General features: G+C 67.5%; 16 protein-coding genes. 8 read left to right on the forward strand and 8 right to left on the reverse strand.

What is annotated here, in order from left to right:
* Positions 1-4: 4 nt before the first annotated feature.
* From BLW00_RS01455 to BLW00_RS01465, 3 genes are read left to right on the forward strand one after another with little or no spacing between them, the layout of a single operon-like run.
* Complete coding sequence (locus BLW00_RS01455) at positions 5-898, forward strand: sugar phosphate isomerase/epimerase family protein (protein ID WP_175494081.1); 894 nt, start codon at positions 5-7, stop codon at positions 896-898.
* Positions 895-1,947, forward strand: a complete 1,053-nt coding sequence (locus tag BLW00_RS01460) for a Gfo/Idh/MocA family protein (protein WP_092548158.1) — start codon at positions 895-897, stop codon at positions 1,945-1,947. The genes BLW00_RS01455 and BLW00_RS01460 overlap by 4 nt, the downstream gene beginning before the upstream one ends.
* On the forward strand, positions 1,944-2,771 hold the full coding sequence (locus tag BLW00_RS01465) for a hypothetical protein (protein ID WP_092548161.1): 828 nt from the start codon (positions 1,944-1,946) through the stop codon (positions 2,769-2,771). Before BLW00_RS01460 ends, BLW00_RS01465 begins: the two co-directional genes overlap by 4 nt.
* Here the strand turns inward: BLW00_RS01465 and BLW00_RS01470 are convergent.
* Positions 2,761-3,336 carry an NADPH-dependent F420 reductase gene (locus BLW00_RS01470; protein ID WP_092548164.1) on the reverse strand — a complete coding sequence of 192 codons (576 nt, stop codon included), beginning with the start codon at positions 3,334-3,336 and terminating at the stop codon, positions 2,761-2,763. The genes BLW00_RS01465 and BLW00_RS01470 overlap by 11 nt on opposite strands.
* Before the next feature lie 151 nt (positions 3,337-3,487).
* Here BLW00_RS01470 and BLW00_RS01475 point away from each other — a divergent pair, with 151 nt between their 5' ends.
* Positions 3,488-4,183, forward strand: a complete 696-nt coding sequence (locus tag BLW00_RS01475; RefSeq protein WP_092548167.1) for a helix-turn-helix transcriptional regulator — start codon at positions 3,488-3,490, stop codon at positions 4,181-4,183.
* Positions 4,184-4,267: 84 nt separating this feature from the next.
* Positions 4,268-4,639, forward strand: a complete 372-nt coding sequence (locus BLW00_RS01480) for a VOC family protein (RefSeq protein ID WP_092548170.1) — start codon at positions 4,268-4,270, stop codon at positions 4,637-4,639.
* Here the strand turns inward: BLW00_RS01480 and BLW00_RS01485 are convergent.
* Positions 4,620-6,386, reverse strand: a complete 1,767-nt coding sequence (locus tag BLW00_RS01485; RefSeq protein WP_092548173.1) for a hypothetical protein — start codon at positions 6,384-6,386, stop codon at positions 4,620-4,622. The two genes, BLW00_RS01480 and BLW00_RS01485, sit on opposite strands and share 20 nt — an antisense overlap.
* A 129-nt stretch (positions 6,387-6,515) precedes the next feature.
* Positions 6,516-7,118, reverse strand: coding sequence for a TetR/AcrR family transcriptional regulator (locus BLW00_RS01490; protein WP_092548176.1), 603 nt, complete (start codon positions 7,116-7,118; stop codon positions 6,516-6,518).
* A gap of 83 nt (positions 7,119-7,201) precedes the next feature.
* On the opposite strand from BLW00_RS01490, the gene BLW00_RS01495 reads away from it, so the two are divergent.
* Both BLW00_RS01495 and BLW00_RS01500 read left to right on the forward strand, forming a co-directional pair.
* On the forward strand, positions 7,202-8,200 hold the full coding sequence (locus tag BLW00_RS01495) for an NADP-dependent oxidoreductase (RefSeq protein ID WP_092548179.1): 999 nt from the start codon (positions 7,202-7,204) through the stop codon (positions 8,198-8,200).
* 113 nt (positions 8,201-8,313) lie between these two features.
* Positions 8,314-9,168 (forward strand): alpha/beta fold hydrolase, encoded by an 855-nt coding sequence (locus BLW00_RS01500; RefSeq protein WP_092548181.1) that lies wholly within the window; start codon positions 8,314-8,316, stop codon positions 9,166-9,168.
* 133 nt (positions 9,169-9,301) lie between these two features.
* Here BLW00_RS01500 and BLW00_RS01505 read toward each other — a convergent pair whose 3' ends face one another.
* The 5 genes from BLW00_RS01505 to BLW00_RS01525 all read right to left on the reverse strand — a co-directional run bounded on the left by BLW00_RS01505 (position 9,302) and on the right by BLW00_RS01525 (position 15,747).
* The gene (locus BLW00_RS01505) at positions 9,302-10,591 is read right to left on the reverse strand and encodes an MFS transporter (RefSeq protein ID WP_175494082.1); all 1,290 of its coding nucleotides are present in this window, start codon (positions 10,589-10,591) and stop codon (positions 9,302-9,304) included.
* A 44-nt stretch (positions 10,592-10,635) separates the two neighbouring features.
* Positions 10,636-11,928, reverse strand: coding sequence for an ADP-ribosylglycohydrolase family protein (locus BLW00_RS01510; RefSeq protein WP_217634261.1), 1,293 nt, complete (start codon positions 11,926-11,928; stop codon positions 10,636-10,638).
* A 111-nt stretch (positions 11,929-12,039) separates the two neighbouring features.
* On the reverse strand, positions 12,040-13,389 hold the full coding sequence (locus BLW00_RS01515) for an ADP-ribosylglycohydrolase family protein (protein ID WP_217634262.1): 1,350 nt from the start codon (positions 13,387-13,389) through the stop codon (positions 12,040-12,042).
* A gap of 2 nt (positions 13,390-13,391) precedes the next feature.
* Positions 13,392-14,429 (reverse strand): LacI family DNA-binding transcriptional regulator, encoded by a 1,038-nt coding sequence (locus BLW00_RS01520; RefSeq protein WP_092548187.1) that lies wholly within the window; start codon positions 14,427-14,429, stop codon positions 13,392-13,394.
* A 337-nt stretch (positions 14,430-14,766) separates the two neighbouring features.
* Positions 14,767-15,747, reverse strand: coding sequence for a hypothetical protein (locus BLW00_RS01525; protein WP_092548190.1), 981 nt, complete (start codon positions 15,745-15,747; stop codon positions 14,767-14,769).
* 405 nt (positions 15,748-16,152) lie between these two features.
* Between BLW00_RS01525 and BLW00_RS01530 the strand changes: the two genes are divergently transcribed.
* The gene (locus BLW00_RS01530; RefSeq protein WP_092548194.1) at positions 16,153-17,460 is read left to right on the forward strand and encodes a DUF1254 domain-containing protein; all 1,308 of its coding nucleotides are present in this window, start codon (positions 16,153-16,155) and stop codon (positions 17,458-17,460) included.
* Positions 17,461-17,465: the final 5 nt, after the last annotated feature.

Here is a 17,465-nt window from a genome sequence, read left to right on the forward strand (position 1 = left end):
TCCCGTGTCACGACGAGAACGCCTGGCCATCAACCCTCTGCCGTTCCTGCTCGAGGGCAGCGGGCTCGACCTCTCGCCGGAGCGCCTGCGCGCGACCTTCACCGACATCGCGCGGGCGGGGTACACCGCCGTGCACGCCGACGTGCCGCCCGGCCTGACACCGCGCGCCTACGGAGCTCTCCTGGAGTCGTACGGTCTGCGACCGGCACCCGGCTACTTCGGCGGATTCTTCGATCGCCCGGATGAGCGGGATGACGTGGTCGAAGACGCCCGGAGACACGCCGCCGCCGCGGCCGAGCTGGGCCTCGACGCGATGTTCATCGCCCAGCACATGTGCGACGCGCGCCGGGCGCGACCGGCGATCGGGGTGGAGCCGTCGGCCGAGCGGGTCGAGATCATGGCCGACGGGCTGGAGCTCGCCGCGCAGGCGGCGCGAGCCGAAGGGGTCACCGCGGCGCTGCATCCGCATGTCGGCTCGTGGATCGAGACCGAGTTCGAGGTGCGGGGCGTGCTCGATCGCTCGCAGGGCGGGGCGCTGATGTTCGGTCCCGACACCGGCCATCTCGCCTTCGCGGGAATGGACGCGGTCGCGCTCGTCGCCGACTACCGCGACCGCGTCGCGGCCATCCACCTCAAAGATCTCGACACGATGGCAGCCGCACGCGTGCTCGAGGAGGGTGCGAGCTACTTCGATGCCACTCGGGATCATCGCGTCTGGGCAGAACCAGGCGCCGGCGCACTCGACCTCGTCGCGGTGCTCGACGCACTGCCCACCGACTTCGCCGGCTGGCACGTCGTCGAGGTCGACCTGCCCAAGCACGGCACCCCGTTCGACAGCGCCGTGCTCTCCCGGCACAATCTGCTCGCACTGCCCTATTTCGCGAAGGAGGCCTCATGACCGACGCGCCCCTCGGAGTGGGCATCGTCGGCGCGGGCCCGGTGGTGCAGGCCATCCACCTCCCCACGCTCGCCCGCCTGCGCGATCTCTTCACCGTGCGCAACGTCATGGACGTGAGCGCGGATGTCGCGGGAGCGGTCTCGGGTCGGGTGGGGGCGAGCGCATCCACCTCCCTCGACGAGCTGCTGGCCGACGATCGGGTGGAGGTGGTCGCGGTCTGCAGCCCCAGTGCTTTCCACGCGTCCCAGGTCATCGCGGCGATGCGGGCCGGTAAGCGCGCCGTGCTCTGCGAGAAGCCGTTCGCGACAGATCGCGATCAGGCCGAGGAGATCGCCGAGGTCAGCCGGCAGACCGGGGTGCCCGTCGTCGTCGGAGCCATGCACGCCTATGACCCGGCGTGGCTTGCCGCCTCGACCGAATGGGAGTCGGTCGGCGGCGAAGCGCATACGATCCGTTCCCGAGTCGTGCTTCCCCCGAACGCGCGATTCGAGACGGCGGCCACCGAAGTGCTCACTCCGCGGCCGAGTTCAGGGCTTCCCGACCTCGATGACCCTGCCGTGCGGGCGCAGATGGTGTTCGGCGGGGTGCTGGGGCTGGCCATCCACGACCTCCCGTTGATCCGGCGCCTCCTGCCCGCGACCGACGATGTCGTGGTGGTGTCGGCGTCAGCGCTCTCGCCCTGGGGATACGAGGTCGGGCTCACGGCGCACGGCCGACTGGTGCACGCGATCGGGGCGCTCACCGAACAGTGGCGTCCCACCTGGGAGCTCGAGGTGGTGAGCGACTCGGCCCGGCTGCTCCTCGAATTCCCGCCGTCCTACGTGCACGCAGGCTCGGGGGTCGCGACGATCACCGCGAACGAGAAGACCGTGCGCTTCGGACCCTACCCCCACAACGGATACGAGGGCGAGTGGCGGGCAGTGCACGCGGTCGCCTCGACGGGCCCGTCGGCGGCACCTCCCGTGGCGGCTCTGATCGACGACCTCGTCTTCGCGCTCGAGGTCGCCTCGGCCGCATCGGCCACCGCTCGGCAGGAGGCGACACGATGACCGCGTGGACTGTGCGGATCGAACCCGCTGACGAGGGTCGAGCTGCCGCGGCGTCGGCAACGCTGGCGGCTCTCCCTCTGTCGTACACCCGGGTCGAGCGCGACGCCGAGGTCGTGGTGGTCTCGGGCCACGACGGCTGGGTCGACCGCGTGCGCGCGGCCGTCCATGGCGGAGCGCGAGGTGTCATCGTCACCGACCCCGTGCCGTCGATCGCGGCGGCCACCCTGCGCGACGATCCGCCGGCCGCCTCGATCGTGCTGGCCGAGCCGTGGGCGTCGAGCCCCGTGCTCCGAGCAGTCCGGGAGCGATTCCCCGTCGAGATCCACCGGACCGGGCTCGTGGATGCCCGCACTGTCGAGCATCCGGCCGGCCGCGACCTCCGAACGGTGGTGTTCGCCCAGCTCCGCGCCGTCCAGAGCATGGGGATCGAGGTCGCATCTGTGGAGATCGCAGCAGAGACCCCGTCGTCGATCCTCGCGGTCGGCCGGTCGGTAGCAGGTGCGAGGATCGTGCTGAGTGTCGCGCACAGCACGACGGCAGACGGCACCCTGGACATCCTGCTGGTCGGACGCGAGGAGACCATCCGGATCGATCTGCCCGACGGCACGACCGCTCGGCCGGGTCGAGCGGTGCTCGCCTCGACCGACGCCGCCATCGAGGTGCCGACGAGCTGGCAGACCGCTCACCGCGCCTCGTGGGTCGCCCTGTACAACCTGCTCCGCTCCGGGGCCGAGATCAGACTGACGCAGGCCTTCGTTGATGCGTCGGGACTGCTCGGCACGGCCGGAGCACTCGATCACCCCGGTGACTCGCCTACCGGATGACGGCGAACCCGGTGTCCCAGCCGATCTTCTCCCCCACCGCGAGGGTGAGCTGCAGCAACCCGATCGCCTCGAGCTCGCGCGCGCGGTTCAGGGCACCCGCGTCGAGGGCCGACACACCTCCGGCGGTGATGGCCGCGATCAGAGCGGCCTTCGCATCGGTGTCGTCACCGGCGACGAGCGCGGTGGTCGGCACGCCACCCAGCTGCCTGTTCGCCAGAGTGGCGGCGAACGTGGTGTTGAAGGCCTTCAGCACATGGCTCGCGGGCAGCTTCGCCTGGATCTCGGCGGCGGCGGAGCCATCGGCGGGCACGACGAGCGAGTCGAAGGTGGAGAAATCGAGCGGGTTGGTGATGTCGACGACCGTCTTGCCGGCGAGCTGATCACCGAAGGCGGCGAGGATGCCATCGACCTCGGGGTAGGGAACGGCCAGCACCACGATGTCGCCCGAGATGGTCGCGCCGGCGTCGCCGCGGGTGACGTAATTGACATCGCTGCCTCCAGCGGCGAAGACACCTCCGATGGCGTCTCCCATAGAGCCCTTTCCGATGATGGTGATGTGTGCCATGGCGATTCCTTACTCTGAGGTGATCATTGCTTGTAGTTACAACTATCGCACGATTTAGTTGTTGCTACAAGCATTTGTCGATGCGGGGGCGCGAGACGATGGCGCATGGTCGACGACACTTGGATACCCCGGCGATGGGAGGATCAGACGCGTGAACAGGACTGATCGGCTTTACGCGCTCGTGGAAGAGCTTCGCGCGGTCGCCCCGCGAACGAGGAGCGCCCGCTGGTTGGCCGATCACTTCGAGGTGTCGATGCGCACCGTCGAGCGCGACCTCGCAGCATTGCAACAGGCCGGAGCGCCGATCTGGGCGAACACCGGCCGGTCCGGAGGATACGCGATCGACACCCGAGCGACACTCGGCCCGATGGCCTTCACACCCGACGAAGCACTGGCCACGTTGATCGCGCTCAGTTCGCTTCGACGAGGGCCGTTCCGCCAGGCCGCCGCCTCGGCGCTGCGGAAGGTCGTCGCCGTGACGCCCGAGGTCGACGCGCAGCCTGCTGTAGCTCTTGCCTCCCGGTATCGCTTTCTCGAGCCGGATGCCCCCGTCACGCCGGTCCCGGCGGAGTTCGCCGAGGCCCTCCGCGCGAACCGCGTGCTTCGACTCGAGTATCGCGATCGGAACGGGACGGTCAGTCGCCGTGACGTGGAGCCTCTGGGCTACATCGAAAAGGAGGGGAACTGGTATCTCGTCGCCTGGTGCCGGCTCCGCGACGACATCCGGGCCTTCCGTGGTGACCGCACCCTCTCCGCCAGCGTGACCGACGAGCGCCCGGAACCACGAGCGTTCAGCCTCGACGATCTCGACATTCCCGACGGCATTCTCCGGCCGGTGATCGACTGAGACGCCATTCGTCTCGAAACACCGACAGGACGCTGTCGCGGTGGCCCAGAAGACTGGAGTGGTTCATCCATCAGAGAGGCCCTCATGCCATTCGCTTCCATCCGCATCATCACCGACGACGTCGATCGACTCGCGAACTTCTACGAGCTCGTCACGGGCACCACCGCGATTCGGCCGGCGCCGGTGTTCGCGCAGTTCGCCGGCCCGGGCGCGACCCTGGCGATCGCATCCCCGGCAACGGTCGCCATGCTCGGCGATGCGACGGCTCCCGCATCCAATCGGTCCGTCTTCATCGAGTTCGAAGTGGCCGACGTCGACGCCGAGTTCGCACGTCTCCACGACGAGCTCGACGACATCGTGCTCGAGCCCTCGACGATGCCCTGGGGAAACCGCTCCGCGCTGTTCCGGGATCCGGACGGCAACCTGGTCAACCTCTTCACCCGACCCGCGGCCTGACCTCCAGTTCCGCCCGACGACGGGAGCGGGTGGATGGATCGGACGCCAGCAGCAAGGGTGCGGTGAGCAAGAACAGCAGCCCGAGCACGAACACCACGATGGCCGGTATGGATGGGGACTCGGCGGTGCGGGTGCCGAGCAGCCAGTCGTAGTAGACGCTGACGAACAGCACCGCTTGCAGCACGATCAAGCCCCAACCGATGCGCGGGAGGCGCTGGAGCAGCCAGGCGAACGGCACCAGGGTGAAGACGAGCATCCAGGAGTGCGAGCCTTGCGCCACGATCGTGGCGTTCGGCGAGAACAGCAACAGGCCCCACACGACGACGCTGAGCATCATGGCGCCGATCAGGAGCAGGCGTTCTTTGTCGAGGACGGTGAGTGATCGGAAACGCACCGCGCTCCACACCAGCATCGCCACGAGAGAGCCGAGCGCCACGGCCCCGAGCGCGAACAGTGTGCTCGTCCAGTCCTCGGTGCGGAAGCCGATGGTGGTGAGTTGGTTGAAGGGGAACACGAGATGCCCCTGGTCGAGCCCCAGAAAGGTGACCAGGTTCTGCACTCTCGCGTCGAGCGCTTCGGAGATCGGTTGCCTGAAGTATTGCGACGCCAGCACGTGGAGGAAGGAGGTGTCGGTGGGGGTGGTGACTCCGGCGAGGTGCCACTTCAACAACCGATCGCCCGGCGGATCGACGAAACGCTGGTAGGCGATCCAGGGGAGATAGAGCGCCAGGCCGATCGAGGCGCCGACGGCGATCGGTGCGAAGGCGGACCGCCGGCCGATGCCGCGGAGGGCGTAGAGGCCGACCACGACGAGAGCGGGCAGCGCGAACGCCGCGGCGCCGTGCGCGAGAACGCCGAAGACCGCAGCGACGACCGCGAACACGAACGTCCAGTTGGCACCCGTCTGTGCTCTTCGGGTGGCGAAGAGGAATCCGAAGGCGGTGAGCACGAGCGCAGCGGAGAGCATCTTCGGCCAGGTGAAGAGCGTGTTGACCACCGTCGACGGGACGACGGCCGCCAACACCAACGCTCCTACGGAGGCGCGTCGCGCGAAACCGAGCAGGCGCAAGAAGCCATAGCCTGCAGGAATCCACAGATACTGGGCGAACACGTCGAGCGCGAAGGTGGCGCCTGTCGGCAGGGCACCGCCGAGACCCGCGACCGTGAACGAACCCCCGCCCACGGCGCCGGCGATCGATTGGCCGGCCGCCAGGAACGGGCTGAACAGCAGCTCGAACCCGACCTGCAGCGGTGGGCGGTCGCCGCCGTTCCAGTCGCCGATCAGCGGATGAGTGCTCTGGCTGTGCATGAGGTGCTCTTGGAAGAGCCGAGGAATGGTGTTGTCGACGGGCAGGGAGAAGTAGAAGAAGCGGTTCGCCACCACCGTGTAGGGGTCGGGGCCCGCGCCCCAGACATAGGTGAATCCGATCGAGAAGATGAGCGAACCCATCAGGAGGGCGAGCAGAGGAACCGCGGCTCGCCAGTGCACCCAGAGCCGGCTGCGAGCGAAGACCACCACAGCGGCGACGATGAGGCTGCTCGTCACCACGAGGCCGAACACCGGATGCGCCCAGTACGCGAGGAAGGACACCCAGGCAGCGGCAGCCGTGCCGAGCACCCCGAACAGCGGGGCGAGCAGGGGCTGGCGCCACCAGAGCCCATGGAAGACGGCCATGGCGGCGGAGAACACCAGCAGAACAGGAACGCCGAGAGCCACAACCCAGGCAAAGACCGACCAGATCGGCACAACACTCCTCAGAGGAACAACGGATGGTCCCACTGATCATCACACGTCGGATAGTACACTCCCGAGCCACTCTCGATCAGCAGTCCACGGCGGCCACGAAACCCGCCCCGTCGAGCCGCCCAGTTCGCCCTACGGGCGCAGAAGCACCCGCACCTGGTTGCGGATGTCGTCGCAGACTTCTTGGTCGGTGGACTGCAGGTGCGCCGGAGATGCCAAGCTCACGAACATCACGGCCGAGATCGCACGAGCGAGAAGCGCGGCATCGCCGGCCGATAGCCGTCCGTCTCGCTGCAGGATCTCGACGTAGGCGTCGTCGACCTGCTGGATGATCTCGAGCCCGATGCGGTGATGGGGCTCTTCGGGGTCGCCGAAGACGAGCTCGCGCAGATACGTGCGGCCGTTCTCGATCTGCCGACGGTTGCACTCGACCACGGGCTCGACGAGCGCCATGACCGCGTCGAGGGGTGACGCCGCGTCGTCGGCCGCGAGAAGGCCCGCTTCGATCGCCTCGGCGTAGTGCGTGTTCTGCACGAGCAGCAGCAACTCGGCCTTGCTGCGGGCGTAGAGGAAGAGAGTGCCCGTGCCGATGTCGGCCGCGTCGGCGATCTGCTGCGTCGTGACCTCGTCGACGCCGAAGCGACCGAACAGCTGGTCTGCGGCCTCGGTGATGCGGTCGAGCTTCTGCTGCTTGTTCCGCTCGCGGCGGCCAGGGGAGGAGGAGGGGACTTTCATCAGAACTCAAGTGTATTCCCCGCCCAGTCGTTTGCGATTCACCTCATAAATGAGTACATTCATAAAAAACGAGGAGAGACACGATGAAGGCTTTCAGGATCGATCGGTACAAGGGCGAGCTGCGAGAAGCGGATGCCGCAGAGCCGGTCGTGGGCGATCACGACGTGCTGGTGCGTGTGCACGCCGCCGGAGTGAACCAGCTCGATCTGAAGCTGGCCCTGGGAGAGTTCAAGGCGATGCTCCACTACGAACTCCCCCTGACCCTGGGGCACGACGTCGCCGGCGTGGTCGAGGCCGTCGGTGCAGCCGTCACCCGCTTCGCACTCGGTGACGAGGTGTTCGCCCGGGCAGCCGACTTCCGCATCGGCACGTTCGCCGAGCTCATCGCGATCGCCGAGACCGATGTGGCGCTGAAGCCCGCGTCGTCGAGCATGGTCGAGGCCGCCTCGTTGCCGCTCGTGGCACTCACCGCCTGGCAGGCCCTGGTGGAGCGCGCTGACGTCGGAGCGGGAAGCCGCGTGCTGATCCACGGCGGGGCAGGCGGATTCGGCTCGATCGCCGTGCAGCTGGCGAAGCACCTGGGCGCTCACGTCGCTACGACGGCGAGCGGCTCGAACGTCGAGTGGCTGCGCGAGCTCGGCGCCGACGACGTCATCGACTATCGCTCGCAGCGCTTCGATGAACTGCTCGACGGGTATGACGTGGTGATCGACGGTATCGGCGGCGAGAACCTCGAGAGGTCGCTGAGCGTGCCGCGCCCGGGCGGGCGGGCGATCGGGATCGCCGGCCCGCCCGACCCGGCGTTCGCGCGGGAGATCGGCCTGAACCCGGCCCTCCGGCTGGCCATCGGCGGCCTCAGCGCGAACCTGCGGCGGCGGGCGCGGCGACTCGGTGTCGACTACTCCTTCCTCTGGATGAGAGCCGATGGCAGGCAGCTCGCCGAGATCGCCGCGCTCGTCGACGCCGGCGCCCTGCATCCCGTGATCGGACGAGTGTTCCCGTTCGCCGAGACCCCCGCCGCCCTCACCGCTCTCGAACGCGGCGGCCTGCGCGGCAAGGTCGTGGTCACCATGACCGACTGACCCGATCCGACACCCCCCTGTCCACTCTCGAACAAAGAAGCCACCGTGCCGTCACTCACCGGAGCACCCGCCGAAGCCCTGTACCCCGAACCGAAAGCCTGAAGGAGTCGATCATGAACAGCGACGAAGAAGTCATCACCTCCTACGCGAAGGCGCCCAACCGCACCCTCAGCGCCGGCGGCACCACCTTCGCCTACCGCGAACTGGGCCCCAGGGGCGGTGTGCCCGTGGTGTTCTTCGCGCACCTCGCGGCGACCCTCGACAACTGGGACCCCCGGATCGTCGACCCGATCGCGAAGAACCGCCACGTCATCGCCTTCGACAACGTGGGCGTCGGCGGGTCGTCGGGAACCGTGCCGCCCACCATCGAGCAGGCCGCCGAGGACGCCTACCGCTTCATCACCGCCCTCGGCTTCGACACCATCGACGTGTTCTCGTTCTCGATGGGCGGGATGATCGCCCAAGACCTCATCGTGGCGCACCCGGGTCTTGTGCGCCGGCTCGTACTCACCGGCACCGGGCCGCGCGGCGGCAAGGACATGGACAAGGTGCTGCGCACCACCTACTACGACGTGCTGCGCGCGACCCTCACCCGCTCCGACCCGAAGGAGTTCCTCTTCTTCAACCGAGACACCGCCGGCAAACGCGCCGGCAAGGCGTTCATCGAACGTCTCACAGAGCGAGCGACCGACCGCGACGCGCCAATCCGGCTGAAAGCCTTCCAGACGCAGCTCCGCGCAATCCAGCGCTACGGCCGCTCCACACCGTCGGACCTCTCAGAACTCACCATGCCGACACTCATCGCAAACGGCGACAACGACCGCATGGTGCCCTCCGCGCTCTCCAACGACCTCCATCAGCGGATCACCGGCTCGGAGCTGATCATCTACCCCGATTCCGGCCACGGCGGCATCTTCCAGTACCACCCCGACTTCGCGCCGCGAGCGGTCGAATTCCTCGGGGGCTGACCTCATCGAGGCCGCCTCGCTTCGTGCTCTCCGCTCACACGCCGGAGCGCTCCCACCACATCGGCCGGGGACGATCACTCGCCCAGAGAGCTGGGGGCGGGGACGAGCTGAGGCTCCGTCCCCGCCCTCGGCGTCAGCGGACGCCTTTGACCCGGTAGACGAAGACCGCGCCGAGCACGGCGACGACGGCGCCGATTCCGTACAGCAGCTGGTAGCCGTTTATCGACAGGGTGACCCCGAGACCGATGATGGCGGGCGCGATCGCGGGAGCGATCGACTGCGGAAGACCGTTCGTGATCGCGAGCACACCCAGATCCTTCGCGGTGTCCTTCTTGTGGGGCAGGGTCTCGGTCGCGAGGGCGAGATCGACGGCGAAGAAGCCACCTCCTCCGAGACCGAGGATCGCACTGGCGATCGTGATCCAGATGGGCGCCGGGCCGAACGCGATCAGGAGCAGCCCCGCTGCGATGAGCACGGATCCGAGTGCGACGAACGCGCGGCGGTTGCGAAGGCGGTCGGACAGCACTCCGAAGACCACGCTCGAGATGATCGTCATGATGCACGAAGCGAGATTGTTGGCGACGATGAGGCCTGTGAGCTCGGCGCCCCCGATCTGGAATCGATCGATGAGCAGATACACGGTGTAGGTGTTGATGCCGCTGTAGCCGAACATGATCGCGAATCGGCTGAGCCAGACCCAGCCGAAGTCGGGCGCCTTCCGCGGGTTGAAGACGAACGACATGCCGAACTCCTTGAGCGAGAATCGCGGCACGCTCGACCGCTCTATCTGCTTGTCGCGCAGCACTGCGACGAAGAAGGCGGAGAAGAGGAGCATCAGGATGCCCGGAACGACGAACCGCTCGATGTAACCGGTGAAGACGTTGACCACGATCGACCCGACCAGCAGCGCGATCGGCAGACCGAACCCGACGAGCCCGGACACGAGACCGCGCCGCGCGTCGGGTACTTGGTCGGCCACCGTCGCGTTGGCGGCCGCCTGGGCGGAGTTGATGAAGATCTCCACCAGGCACCAGCCCAGGATGATCATCCACAGCGAGTTGGCTGACGCGATGAGATAGAGGCTCAGCACGCCGCCGATCGCTCCGCCGAGGATCCAGGGCCGGCGACGGCCGAAGCGGGACACGGTCCGATCGGAGAGCCGGCCTGCGAGGGGGTTGCAGATGATGGCGAAGACCGCGCCGATCGCGGCGACGAGACCGAACGCGCCGGCGGCCTCATCGGGGCCGACGACGTCCTGGATCTTCAGCGGGAGTGTCAGCATGATCGGTGTCAGGATCGCCATGTACGAGCCGAAGTTGGTGAGCGCGAGGAGCGGCGCGTAGGCGCGACCTTCTCGATCGCCGACGCGTCCGTCGGGGATGTCGACGGGGGCGTCGGTGTCGCTCGTGAGTGGGGTGTTCATCGGGATGACTCCTTTGTCCATTGCTTGATCGGTGAGCGGGCGGTTCAGGGTTGGAATCGACGGACGAGTGCCGTCGTACGGGTGGCGAGATCGGAGAGGCGGACGTCGCCGATCCCGAAGACGCCGCTGCGGTAGGAGTCGTGGAGCGGATCGGCGAGTGCGGCCGGGATCTTCTCGAGCCCGACGAACGCTCCGGCCCAGGCCCCGGCGGTCGCGCCGATGGAATCGGTGTCCAATCCGGCGGTGACCGCGAGTCCTGCGGTTCGGGCGAAGTCGCCTTCGCCCCAGAGGATTGCGGCGGTGAGGGCCCCGGCGTTGTTGATGGTGTGCACCCAGCTCATCCGTGGGTGACGCGCGGCGAGGGCGTCCAAAGCGGTCTCCCAGTTCGCGCCGGAGCGGTATGCCTCGACGACGGTGCGGATCTCTTCGGCGAGGCGACTGGCCGGCGGCAGGTGGCGAAGGGACTCTTCGACCGACGCTTCCGGCGTGGGCGACGTGAAGGCGGACGCGACGAGAGCGGCCGCCCACATCTCCCCGTAGATGCCATTGGCACGGTGACTCAATCGCGCATCGTAGTAGGCCGCAAGCGCGGCGGCTCGAGATCTACCCGCGTAGATGAAGCCGAAGATGTCAGCACGGATGAGGGCGCCGATCCACTCCCGGAAGGGGTTGTGGTACTCCCCCACGTCATCCAGAGGCACTTCGCGGATGAGGTTCTGGTAGGCGTTTCGCTCCGCCGTGAACACTTGATACGCCGGGAACCTGCTGAGCCACTCGACGGCGACATCCCGGGTGGTGTAGTCGATGCCGTAGGTTTCGACGAGGTGCAGTCCGAGCACCGTGTAGTCGATGTCGTCGTCTCGCGTACCGCCGTCGATGCGGCTCTCCGTGACACCTTCGAAGCCCCACATGCCCAACTGGGCGCGGTCTGCACCGTCGGCGAACGGTACGTATCCAGCGAGCGGATACCGGCCGAGTGGTTCGAGGTAGGAACGGATGCTCGCGCGCGTGGGCCCGATCTCGAAGGGCTTGCCCATCATGTTGCCGATGACCCGCCCGGTCCACGCTCCGGCCATCCGATCGTCGATGTCGGCGGGTGCAGAGCCCTCGCCCACGTCGGCCAAGGAGGCGGTGATTGCGGGGAGGTCGGATGCTTCGAAATAGGGCCAGTCGGCGGGTGCGGGCAAGGCGAGCACCTGGTCGTAGAGCGCCAGGAGGTGCGACTCGTCGTTCGGATTCAGTTCGGCGAGCCGGGTCCTGAACGAATCGACGTCGCGTCCAGTTTGCTCGGCCTGGTCGAGCTCGCCCAGTGCGAGCCCCCACGGGTCTTGCGTCATGCCCATTTCCTTCTGAACATCTGGCACGTATTCCATGTGGTTCCTCTCAGTGGTGCGGGCGCGTGACGGATGCCGCGCCGGGTGGACGGTACGAATGTGTTCCGGCCGCGCTCAGCTGCCGGAGTGCGGGAGGTGCCGGAGGGTGCGCGTGGCGAGGTCGTCCAGGTCGATGTCGGCGAAGCCGAACAGAGCGCTGTGGGTCCGTCCGCGCAGCGGCTCGAGCCAGTGCCGCGGTATCCGGTCGTAACCGACGTACGCGCCCGCCCAGGAACCGGCTGTGGCCCCGATGGAGTCGGTGTCGAGTCCGGCGAGCACCGCCAGGGCGATCGTGTCGGTGAAGTCGCCGCCACCCCACAACAAGGCGGCGGTCAGGGCGCCGGCGTTGTTGATGGTGTGGACCCAGCTCATGCCGGGATGGCGCACGCTGATCCCCCGCACCGACTCGCCCCAGGGCCGGCCGGCACGGTGATGGTCTCGCACCGTACGGATCTCTTCAGCGAGGCGGCTCGTCGGCGGGATCTGTGCGAGGGAGAGCTCGATCGATTCCTCAGGACTTTCTGCCACGAACGCGGAGGAGATCAGGGCTGCCGCCCACATGGCGCCGTAGATGCCATTGGAACGATGGCTGAGCACGGCGTCGTTGTATGCCATTGTGGCCGCGGCGCGTGGATGGCCGGGACGCACGTACCCGAAGACGTCCGCGCGTATCAGGGCGCCGATCCATTCCCGGAAGGGATTGTGGAACTCGCCGACCTCCTCGAGGGGAATCTCGCGCACCAGGTTGTTGTAGGCGGCCCGCTCGGCCGTGTACGTCTGGTACAGCGGCAGGCGGTGGAGCCACTCGTAAGCGACGTCGAAGGTCCGGTACGCCGGACCGTAGGTCTCGAGCAGGTGCAGCCCGAGGATGGTGTAGTCGATGTCGTCGTCGCGCACACCGCCGTCGATGCGCCCGCGGGAGACGGCGGCATAGGGCACCACGGAATCCATCAGGAACCCCGACGCGTGCAGGGCGGTGACCGAGACATCCGGAATCGGAATGTAGTCGGTGAGGGGAAGCGCGTCCTGCGCCCGGAGGTACCGCTCCGTCTGCTCCATGTCCCAGCCCAGCTCGACCGGTTTTCCGAGCATGTTGCCGGCGAGCCTCCCGTGCCAGGCCCCACGGATGCGATCGGAGATCCCGCCGAGCGAAGGAGCAGTTCTCGACGCGGCCGGAAGAGACTCGAGGATGTCGGCGAGGCCGGACTCCTCGAAGTACGGGCTGTCGCTCGGCGGGACGAGGGGAAGCGTCTCGTAGAGCTCGGTGAGAGCGGTTTCGTCGGCGAACGACAGTTCGGCGAAGCGGCGCCGCTCCGCGCTCACATCGTGTCCGGCTTCCATCGCCTGCTGGAGCTCGTTCAACGCCAGGCCATACGGCTCCTGGCTGATGCCGAAGCGGCGTTCGAACTCGTCGATGTACTCCACGATCAGTTCCTTCCGTACGACGACGATGACCTGCCCGGCAGACACCCGCAGGACGCCCCGGTTCGGAACCCGAACGGCACCGAGGTATGACCCGTGCCGCCGTCGTCGTCGAGCAAGGTCTCCAAGGCCGCCGTCGCCAACCCGGCGAACGGCTGCTGGACGGAGGTGAGGCTCGGCATGGTGTAGAGGCCCTCGCGGGTTCCGTCGATGCTGACCAGAGCGGTGTCTTCGGGGAGGCGCACGCCGGCGGCCGCGATCGCGAGCAACAGGCCTCTGGCTTGCTCGTCACTGCACGCGATCATCGCCGTCGACCGGGCGGGAACGACCCGTGCCCCCACCGCGGCGATCGCTTCCTCCGCCGATCCGATCGAGAACTCGGATCGCACGACGAGCTGCTCGGACGGTTCGATCCCGGCGGAGACGAGCGCGTCTTGCCAGCCGAGGAACCGGTCCTGCGCGACCGGCTGATCCGAGGGGCCCGCCAGACATCCGATCCGCGTGTGGCCGTGGCCGAGCAGGTGCTCGGTGGCGGCGCGAGAGGCGGCGCGATGGTCGATGCTCACGGTCGAGGCTTTGCTGGCGGGGATGTTCCGGTCGACGATGACGACCGGGATGCCGGCTTTCGTCGCCTTCTCGTACGCGGCGGACAGGGCGACGCCGATCATGACGATCCCATCGACGCGCTGCTCGAGGAAGCTCGAGACGTACGCCTCCTCGCGGCCCACGTCCTCATTGGAATTGCCGAGGAAGAGCAGGAGCCCCCGCGTGGTCGCGGCCTCCTCGACAGCCAGTGCGAGCTCCGAGAAGTAGGCGTTGGAGATGTTCGGGACGATCATCCCGAGCGTCTTGGTGTGCGTGGCGGCGAGCGAGCGCGCCATGGCATTGGGGTGGTACTCGAGGCGAGCGACCGCGTCGAGCACGCGGGCACGGCGCTCGGCCGATACGTTTCGAGGTCCGTCGTTGAGCACATAGCTGACGACGGCGGTGGACGTGCCGGCGAGGCGGGCCACGTCGTCGCGGGTTGCGCGTCGACCACTCATGCGCGCACCGCGCTCCCGAACACGGACACGGATGGACTAGCGGTCAGCGACATCGATGCTCCTTCACAACAATCGCGGTCGGTCTTTCGAGGAGGCGACCGACGATGGTTCTACGCGCGTAGAGCACTTTCACACATCTACCGGCCGTAGACAACATGCCACTGATCGAGACTCCCGCGACCGCACGCCGGGCGACGACTTCATGGATGTCTTGCGACGCGTCGCCTTCCCCGGAGAGGCGACCGCGAGCTGATCCGCCTCATCCAGGAGCGCGCTTCGCGATCATCGCCCCGCGGGGCGGGCGACGCATCCGATGAGATCGACCTGTGCAGCTTGATCATTCGCCCAACAGGTCGCAGTACAGCAGGCGAGCGCTCCCGTCGAAGAGCCACGCGCGCCCGTCGCGAACGTCAAGAAGGGTGCTCTTCGACGCCCCGCGCGGCATGGACAGGGCCTCGAAGGAGCCGTCTGCGAGGCAGAGGATCCTCTGCTTACCCTTCCACTCTCCCGAGGAGAACACCGGGGTCACGATGACCGCGTCGCCGTCGGATGTGATGCGCCCCTGCCAGCCGTGCTTTCCCGGCATCCGCTTCCACCCGGACTGTTCGTGGATTCGTGCCGCGACACTCCCGTCGTCGTTCACCCGGTCGACGGTGAAGAAGTCCGCGCCGTAGCGGAGCACGAACTCGTTCGATCCCTCGGTGGAGACGAGGATGCCGTCGTCGAGGTTGGCGACGTCGCCGACGATCGGCGGCGTCGGGTCATCATTGCCCTCGAAGTCGTCGCTGCCGTACCTGTCCACGGGATAAGCGGACGGGTCGAGGCTGAAGGGAGTGCCCCAGCTGGCCGAGCCGGAGGCGACGTCGAGCTGCAAGGAAACGAGAGTGCGCGCGCCGAATCTCGATCCCAGGCGCAGGATGTGGGCCCCACCGCGCTCACCCCGTGCCGTGCTCGGCGTGATCTGGAGCTCCGCCTGACGCAACTCGTGCGCCCTCTCGATCACGAGATCGGCGACGACGGAGCACGCAGGGTCGAGAACCCGCACCACATCGGCCGAGAGCACGACAGCGACCGACCCGCCTCCCACGTCGACGATCGCCTGCCCACTGAAGACGTCTTCGACATCTGCTGCCGACAGCGCGTGATGCGCCAAGCCTTCTCCGTCGGCACGGACGATCCAGGTCTCCCACTCGTCCTTGTCCTCGACGTTCACGACACCCCAGAGCGCGCCGTCCCCAGCGGTGAGAGAGGTCTTGGACAGATGGAACGCATCAACGCCTTCCGGCAACGAAACCTCGGCAACCAACGACAGCTTCACGCGCTCGATTCTCCACCATCACCTGACAATCGCTCGTCCATGCACGCGATGCCTAGTCGGTGGATCGGGGTTCACGCGCCCGTAGGCCTTACTTGCACGACGCACCATCTCTTCGACACACCGGTACAACTCGTCGTGGTGGTCTTCGCCGGAACCCAGTCAATCGGGAGGCCTCAGAACACTCCGTCATGGACGTTCCTGGATTCCCTTTCACCTGTCGAGCTGGATGCAGAGCCGCCGCCTTCTCGTGAACGTTCGTTCACGAGGTCGCCCAGTTGCAGCTGAGCACGACTCAAGAGCGCGTCCGTCCGACGGTCTGGTCTCTCGCGTCGGGGCGGCGCAGCGCGGACCACTAGCGTTGAATAGCGCCCGCGATGTGGCGAGCACGATGGAGAGGATCCGAGGTTGAGCACCCAGACAGAGACGGCGACCGCCGCGTACATCTACTACTACCCCCTGGTCGAGAACCTCCGGCAGGTGCAGCGGTACGTCGCCACCGGTATCGGATCGAACCCTGCCGCGCCGTTCAACTCGTTCTCCCACGCCCGCAAACTCGCCGGGCCCGAAGACACGTTCGTGACGATCAACAACGACACCGTGTACTCGATGGCGCAGCTCGACCTCTCCGGCGGACCCCTCCGCCTCGACGTCCCGGCCACCGGCGACCGGTACTACGTGTTCCAGTTCGTCGACGCGTGGACGAACAACATCGCCTACGTCGGTACCCGTGCCACCGGCAACGCCGCCGGCAGCTTCCTGATCGTGCCGCCCGGATGGGCCGGCGAGTCTGAGCTGCCCGTCATCCGGGCCTCCACTGACATCGTGTCGATCGTCGGCCGGTTCGCTTGCACCGGGCCCGACGACATCCCCGCCGTCACCGCACTCCAGGACGCGGTCGTTCTCGACCGAATCGACCCCATGTCGGCCCTGGCGGGCATTCCCGCTACCTCCGCCGAGGCATCGGACGCCGCCGCGCTGTTCTGGGCCGAGGCACACGCGTGGTCGACCGCGTTCCGGGCCCCCGAGGCCGAAGCCGGCTATCAGGGACTGTTCGAACCGCTGTGGGCCGACGATGCCGCCGAGGCCCGAGCATCCGGCCACGCGGCTGGAGTGGCGGGACTCGAGGAAGCGACCAAGGGTGGACACGCCCCCGTCTTCGACGGTTGGACCGTCGGATTGCACTCCTTCGACTACAACTCCTTTGCGCTCGGCCTCGGAACGGTCGATGAAGACCTCTGGAAGATCGGAGACGAGAAGGAGCGCATCCTCATCCGCGCCATCGCCTGCCGCCTCGGACTCTGGGGCAACCACGCCTACGAGGCCGTTTACGCCCAGGCGTTCACCGACATCGACGGTGCGCCGCTCACCGGCGAGTCCACCTACGAGATCGTGGTGCCGTCACCGCCGCCGGTCGGCGCGTTCTGGTCGATCACGCTCTACGACATCCCGAACTACTACCTCGTCGACAACGCGATTGACCGCTACTCGCTCGGTGACCGTACCGCGGGCATCCGCTACGCCGATGACGGGTCGCTCACGATCACGATCTCGCGGGGCGAGCCATCGGATGCCGTCGCGCGCGCGAACTGGCTGCCGGCTCCGGATGCGGCCTTCCGGCTGGTGTTCCGCCTCTACATGCCCGGCGAGACCATTCTCGATGGCACATGGTCGTACCCGCGGGTGCGCAAGCTCGCCGACTCGACAGGGGCGTGACGGCT

Source organism: Herbiconiux ginsengi (genome assembly GCF_900107435.1).
Lineage (GTDB): Bacteria > Actinomycetota > Actinomycetes > Actinomycetales > Microbacteriaceae > Herbiconiux > Herbiconiux ginsengi.